Annotated in this window: 4 protein-coding genes; 1 reads left to right on the top strand and 3 read right to left on the bottom strand. The window is 62.8% G+C overall.

Annotated features, from left to right (window positions below; all coding sequences use genetic code 11):
* From CAPSK01_RS24165 to CAPSK01_RS19930, 3 genes are all read right to left on the bottom strand, one after another.
* Positions 1-146: NAD(P)-binding domain-containing protein (locus CAPSK01_RS24165; protein WP_273704185.1), on the bottom strand; the 146-nt coding region annotated here is incomplete at its 3' end.
* Positions 146-1,030, bottom strand: a complete 885-nt coding sequence (locus tag CAPSK01_RS19935) for an NAD(P)-dependent oxidoreductase (RefSeq protein WP_034930978.1) — start codon at positions 1,028-1,030, stop codon at positions 146-148. The genes CAPSK01_RS19935 and CAPSK01_RS24165, both read right to left, overlap by 1 nt.
* 79 nt (positions 1,031-1,109) lie before the next feature.
* Positions 1,110-1,523, bottom strand: coding sequence for a secondary thiamine-phosphate synthase enzyme YjbQ (locus tag CAPSK01_RS19930; RefSeq protein ID WP_034930973.1), 414 nt, complete (start codon positions 1,521-1,523; stop codon positions 1,110-1,112).
* Between the two features lie 192 nt (positions 1,524-1,715).
* Between CAPSK01_RS19930 and CAPSK01_RS24160 the strand changes: the two genes are divergently transcribed.
* Entirely contained in the window at positions 1,716-4,025 is a 2,310-nt protein-coding gene (locus tag CAPSK01_RS24160) for an SUMF1/EgtB/PvdO family nonheme iron enzyme (protein WP_273704165.1), read from the top strand.
* The last annotated feature ends 139 nt before the right edge of the window (positions 4,026-4,164 follow it).

The raw sequence follows: 4,164 nt of genomic DNA, 5'->3' as shown, positions 1-4,164 counted from the left end.
GATGCGCAGTGCAGCGCTCCAGCCGCCAGCAAGGGCTGGCAGGAGGCGGGACGCCGTGCCCAGACCGCGACCTGATGCCCGGCATGCAGCAGATGCAGCGCCATCGGCCGACCCATCACACCGAGGCCAATGAAACCGAGCCGCATCAGGAGCCTCCCTCGCCTCCGGACAGTCGCTCGAGCAGCTTGAGAATGGCAATCGAGTCCTCCTCGCCCAGTCCCGAACCGACCATCGCGTTATACATCTGTGCCGTCGCTGCCGACACCGGCAGGCACAGGCCCAGTTCGTGCGCACTCTGCATGACGATGTTCATGTCCTTCTGATGCATCCAGGACTTGAAACCCGGCTTGAAGTTGCGGTCCAGCATGCGCTGGCCATGATTTTCGAGAATCTTTGAATAGGCGAAACCGCCCAGCAGCGCTTCGCGCACCCTGGCCGGGTCGACGCCGCTCCTGGCCGCGAAATTGAGCGCTTCGGCGACGGTCAGCACACCGACGCCGGTGACGATCTGGTTGGCCGCCTTGGCCACCTGTCCCGCTCCCGAATCGCCGACATGCACGATGTTCCTGCCCATGCAGGCAAATGCCGGTCGGGCGCGATCAAAAGCGGTCACCGTGCCGCCGACCATGATCGACAGCGTGCCGGCGATGGCCCCGACCTCGCCTCCGGAGACCGGCGCGTCGAGAAAATCGATGCCCTGCGCGAGCAGGCGCGCGCCGATGTCGCGCGCGGCTGCCGGCCGAATGGTGCTCATGTCGACAGCGATCAGGCCGCTTCTGCCGGCACTCGCCACCCCCCGTTCGCCGAGCATCACCTGTTCGACATCGGGCGCATCGGCCACCATCGAGATCACCACATCGACTCCCTCGGCCACCTCTGCAGGGCTGGCCGCCGCATCGGCACCGGCGTCGAGCAAAGGCTGCATCGACTCCGCACGCCGCGCCCAGACGGTAAGCGGGTACCCCCCATGCAGGAGGTTCAGCACCATCGGGCGCCCCATGATACCCAGACCAATGAATCCGATTTTCATTGTTGCTCCTTTTGTGATGGCCGAATCGAACCCCGAAGTGTAGCCACAATCCTGTGGCGGCAGGCCAGCGCTTTCGCCTTCAGGCCAGGACCGTCACCACGACGCTGCGTCGATGCGCCAGCGTCCGGTGTTCCCAGAGATAGATCCCTTGCCAGGTCCCGAGACGTAGCTCGCCCTTGCCGATCGGAATGCTCACCGAGCTGCCGGCGAGGATGTTGCGTGCATGTGCCGCCATGTCGTCGTCGCCCTCGTCATCGTGCAGATAAGCCGGGTCGCCGTCAGGTGCCCAGCGAGCGGCCAGGGTTTCGAGGTCGCGGCGCACCGAGGGGTCGGCGTTCTCGGTGATCATCAACGAACAGCTCGTATGCTGGACAAAAACATGCGCGACGCCGATCGACAAGCCGGAAGCGCGAACGATATGGGCCACCTCGGCGGTGATCTCGATACTGCCGCGCCCGCGGGTGCGGACATCAAAGCTTTCCTGATAAGCCATCCAGCCCCTCCATCTGATCCTCACGCAGCCCGATTTCCTTCCTCCAATCTTATCTCCAATCTTCCGTCGCGCAGAAGATTCCCAGTGAAAATACGCGCCTTATTCATGCTCATCGCACGTGTACACCGCGGATCCGGAGACTCTGGTAATCTTGAAAATCTGGTTCGTTCCACTGCTCACGAGGCACCGCCCATGCGTTTCAACCTGTTCGCTCGCGTCCTGATCGGTGTGGCACTCGGTCTTCCGCTGCCACTCCTTGCCCAGGAGCCTTCGCCGAGGGCAAACGAACATCGCGTCGCCCTGGTGATCGGCAATTCAAGTTACACCCACTCGCCACTCAAGAACCCTGTCAACGACGCGCGTGCGATGCGCGACAAGCTGAAGAAGATGGACTTTGACGTGATCATTCGCGAGAACATGAAGGCTCGCGACATCGGTGGCGCGCTGCGTGAATTCCGCAGCAAGCTCAAGCCGGGTTCGATCGCGCTTTTCTTCTACGCTGGCCACGGCCTGCAGATTCGCGGCGAGAACTACCTGCCGGCCGTCGACGCCGAAATTTCCAGCGAAGAGGATGTTCCGCACCAGAGTCTGAACGTCAATACGGTCCTCAACACCATGGAAGATTCGAAAGCCGGGGTCAACCTCGTGCTGCTCGATGCCTGCCGCAACAACCCTTTCACCCGCAGCTTCCGATCGGGCGCGGGTGCCGGTCTGGCGCGCATCCAGGCACCGAGCGGCACGCTCATTCACTACGCCACACGGCCCGGCAGCGTTGCCGAGGATGGCGACGGCGTCAACGGCACCTATACCGCCGCGTTGCTGGCACAAATCGAAGAGAAGGGGGTGCCGATCGAACAGGCGCTCAAGCGTGTGACGGTGCGCGTCAAGAACGTGACCAAGGGCAAACAGGAGCCATGGATGGAAGGCAGTCTTACCGGCGACTTCTACTTCATCATCAGCGGACCCACACAGATCAATATCCAGTCGGCGCCGGCCGACGCCGACGCAGCGGCCTGGCAGGCAGCGGAAGCGGCCAATACCGCGGTGGCGTATCAGGCCTATCTCAACGAGTATCCAAAGGGCGTTTATGCCGCAGCCGCCCGCGTCAAACTCGCCGGCCTGGCCGCGCAGGGTCAGCCGCAGCCGCAGCAGCAACAGCAGCCGCGTGTGAAAAGCGAGGGTGCGCCGCCGGAGGACCGGGATACGACTTTATGGCAGCAGGTTCAGGCGGGGGGAAACCGCGATTACTACGAAACCTATCTCAAGGAATTCCCGCGCGGCAAGTATGCACCGCTGGCGCGCGCAGAACTGAAACGGCTGGCGGCACAGGAAAAGGAACTGCAGGTGCAGGCGGAAAAACAGGCCTGGGAGAAAGCCCAACAGATCAATAGCGAAGAATCTTATCAGAGTTATCTCACTGAGTACCCCCGAGGAACCTATGCCGCCCTCGCTCAGGCAGCGCTGAAGAAGGCGCGCAAGGAGGAAGCGACACGCATTGCGCAAGGCAGGCTGAGCATGCGTGACCAGCAACGACCGACCGACGACCGCAAGACCCCAACCGAGCGGCCCGAGAAGAAGAAACAGGACGAAATCCGTCAGGCCGCGATTGGCGCATTGAGCCTGGCGCGTCTGTCGCCAGGCGATTACCCGATGGGCGCCGCAGCCGATGATGTCACCGACAATCCCGAAGCCGACGAAGCCGCCCGCCCGCAACACAACGTCAGGATCGGGAACTTCGAACTCGCCTACTACGAAGTCACCGTCGGACAGTTCCGAAAATTTGTCGAGGCCACGGCTTATCTGACCGAGGCGGAACGTCCGGGCCGCAGCCCTGGCTGTCACGTTGCCCGCAATGGTGGCGATTTCGTCATTGAACATAGCGCCAACTGGCGTTCTCCGGGCTTCGCTCAGACCGACAGTCATCCGGTCGTTTGCGTCAGCTGGAATGACACGCAGGCCTATATCGCCTGGCTCAACGGCGGTGCCACTGGATACCGGCTGCCAAGCGAGGCCGAATGGGAATATGCCGCGCGTGGCGGCAGCGTCACGCCACGCCCGTGGAGCGATACCGGCAACTTCTTTGCCCGCGTGTTCCAGTCCAACAAGGGAACGGATCCCGACCAGCCTCCGAGCCGCGCCTGCCGCAATGCCAACATCGCCGATGAAACGCTGAAGAAGCTGCTGGCTTGGCCGGTCACCCATAATTGCAGCGATGCTCAGGCCTACACCAGCAGTGGCGGCTATTTTGGTCGCAACGGTTTCAGTCTGTATGACATGATCGGCAATGTCGGCGAATGGACGCAGGACTGCTGGAACCCGAACCACAGCGGCGCGCCGCTCGATGGCAAGGCACGCACATCCGGCGATTGCTCGCAGCGGGTGATCCGCGGCGGCAGCTGGAGCAGCGGCCCGGCCTATGCCCGCTCCGCCGCGCGACAGAAGAACGCCGCATCCTACCGGGCCGCCGACCTCGGTTTTCGGCTTGCGAAAACCTCGCCCTGATCGCCGGGAGCGCGGATCGCCCCACCTGGCGGACCAGCAGCCACGGCAAAGCCTTATAGAGCAAGCCTGTCCTGGTCAGTTCGCCAGAGAGAGCTAGGGCGTGTCCTCAATTGAGCCAGACGAGGGAGGCCGCCAAATG

Origin of the sequence: Candidatus Accumulibacter vicinus (genome assembly GCF_000584955.1) — a bacterium.
Classification (GTDB): domain Bacteria; phylum Pseudomonadota; class Gammaproteobacteria; order Burkholderiales; family Rhodocyclaceae; genus Accumulibacter; species Accumulibacter vicinus.
Note: the sequence above shows the minus strand (reverse complement) of the source record. Positions and strands in the feature narration are given on the sequence as shown.

Bases quoted from the DNA above. Each gene is read 5' to 3' on its own strand.
- CAPSK01_RS19935 (WP_034930978.1), bottom strand. From the start codon at position 1,030: ATGAAAATCGGATTCATTGGTCTGGGTATCATGGGGCGCCCGATGGTG.
- CAPSK01_RS19930 (WP_034930973.1), bottom strand. From the start codon at position 1,523: ATGGCTTATCAGGAAAGCTTTGATGTCCGCACCCGCGGGCGCGGCAGT.
- CAPSK01_RS24160 (WP_273704165.1), top strand. From the start codon at position 1,716: ATGCGTTTCAACCTGTTCGCTCGCGTCCTGATCGGTGTGGCACTCGGT.